Origin of the sequence: Moorena sp. SIO4A1 (genome assembly GCF_010672065.1) — a bacterium.
Classification (GTDB): domain Bacteria; phylum Cyanobacteriota; class Cyanobacteriia; order Cyanobacteriales; family Coleofasciculaceae; genus Moorena.
In genome coordinates this window covers 1-1,926 of sequence record NZ_JAAHHX010000413.1, presented here as the reverse complement: position 1 = coordinate 1,926, position 1,926 = coordinate 1, and the positions used below count along the sequence as shown (strand labels likewise).

1 protein-coding gene and 1 pseudogene are annotated in these 1,926 nt (G+C 45.3%); both read right to left on the bottom strand.

Translation table 11 applies throughout. The features are described 5' to 3' along the window. Positions 1–278: 278 nt before the first annotated feature. Positions 279–1,601: an NF041680 family putative transposase gene (locus tag F6K53_RS38875; protein WP_293030880.1), complete on the bottom strand. Its 1,323-nt coding sequence runs from the start codon at positions 1,599–1,601 to the stop codon at positions 279–281. Between the two features lie 185 nt (positions 1,602–1,786). Continuing rightward, a pseudogene (locus F6K53_RS38870) lies at positions 1,787–1,926 on the bottom strand (glycosyltransferase family 2 protein); the annotation flags it as partial.

The window sequence follows — 1,926 nt, the reverse complement described above, 5'->3', positions numbered from 1 at the left end:
TTATTTATATCACCATAAAAATGGGGGTAAATATATTCATATTCCTGGGTTTAAATTAACTTCTATTCCTTACGACTGGAGTTTAGACTATCAAGCAGAGAAAGGAGAGTATAGGAAGTAAGTTATCCTATTCGCTAGGCTAACCTAGCCAACCATGAGGGAAATTTTCACAAACTAGAAAAAAAGGCAGACGACAAGGATTGACAGACACACAAAAACGTTTCCGCCCCTCAACAAGCCGGAAAATCAAGCCATTAGGTCAAAAAACTGAGACTTAACTAACTCGTTCTTCGCTTTTTCCTCGTCTTTTTCCTTCTGGTTATGCCCTTTTTCACCAGAGGATAGACAGTACGTTTGTTTCTCTTAGACCCAGTAAGCCAACCAGGAGACTTTCCACGTACTTTGGGGAAACTAGCAGGAGAACCAATCACCGCCAAAACTCCTCCCATTGACTGGGCAACCCTTCCTGGAGTGATTTCCTCTGCACTCAGAGATTTCTGCCAAGGTCGAGGTTGGTCTTGGACAAGAGTACGAGCCAGCCATAACTGCCAAGTTATTATTGGCATCAAATCACTCCACCTTTGCTCCCGTTCAGGAGTAGAAAAACGAGGTTTAAGCCAGTGTAACCTCTGCTTGGCGAATCGATTCCAATGATCTACAGTAAATCGTCGTCGATAGTCACGCCAAATAGTTGAGACCGGGGGTATGGTTTGACCGAGCCAACACAACCACATCGGTTGGAGAGCTCGACGATGGGGATACTTACCTTTTACTTCCACCCGAATCACTTCCATCCCATGGCTTGGAGATTGCCGAAAATGTAGATTACTCCAACGCCTCAAGATCACCTCACCTAATTGAGGGTCATCAATAGTTAGTTGTTCGGTCGGTTGTGACCAAGTATCTGGGTCACTCAATTTAAATTTTTGTCCATGAATTTGGGGACGACCCTTACCCTGATAGGCTGGTGGTGCACCCCATAAACAGCGATTAGGACGCAAGCGCATCAACTTGTCCGCAGGTATGTCAGCAGTTTGAACGACGAACGAAGCACATCCATACTCACTGTCCCAAACTGTAATTGGTCTACTCGGGAGTAGTAAACAGACTTGTTCGAGCTGAGCTGCTGCTTTGCTTATGGGTGTGTCGAAACTGGTGATTCTTTCATGAGTCAGGGGTAAAGCCCAACTACCTTTGTGTTCTGGTACCCAAGCGATGGTGCTGTAATCATGTCCTGGGATGACTGGTTTGTTGCCAATGGTTTTTCCGGTCGAATGTACGTAGCTACGGTCACAAAGAGTTTTTGCTTCTGGCCGTGGTCTGGGGGTATGATCTCCTGCTAGCAATGGTCGCTGGATGTCTGACATCTGGGAAATGTACAGTTCCATTAATTGGCTGGTGTCAGGACGAGTGTCTTTGATGGCTTCGTAGATACTTGACCAACTTCGGCGAAATGCTGGACACCTTGACAGCTCTGGATATGAGCATACCTCTTTAGTGAGGATGACTGCATCCATTAACTCGAAGGTTGCATCCTTAGCTTTTCCTAAACAATTATAGGCTGTTTGACGAAATTGTTGGAGATTATCGAAAATTGTCATGGGTAGATGTGGAACATTGCCTATTTCTGATCATCTACCATCCGGTAGTCTGCGTTCATTGCAGTCTACCTTTTTTTCTTGTTGGTGAACCTCTTCTCTTCTTATTGGGGGTACTAGTTAGCATCGTTGATACGAAAACTAGTTTCCTTCCCCACTGTTTCTGTCTGATTTAGTCTAAACTCCAGCTTAACCATAGTCTCCACTAAACCCGGTTGGGGTCTGGTATCAGCATCAATCCCCAAAATCCACTCACTATGCTCTGAGCTTTCTAAGAAACCATTGTGTAATGCCCAAGGACGACCGACCCAACCAGAAGGAAGCGGAG

What these genes read in the sequence shown, in the direction of transcription:
- F6K53_RS38875 (WP_293030880.1), bottom strand. Translation starts at nt 1,601, where the DNA reads ATGACAATTTTCGATAATCTCCAACAATTTCGTCAAACAGCCTATAAT.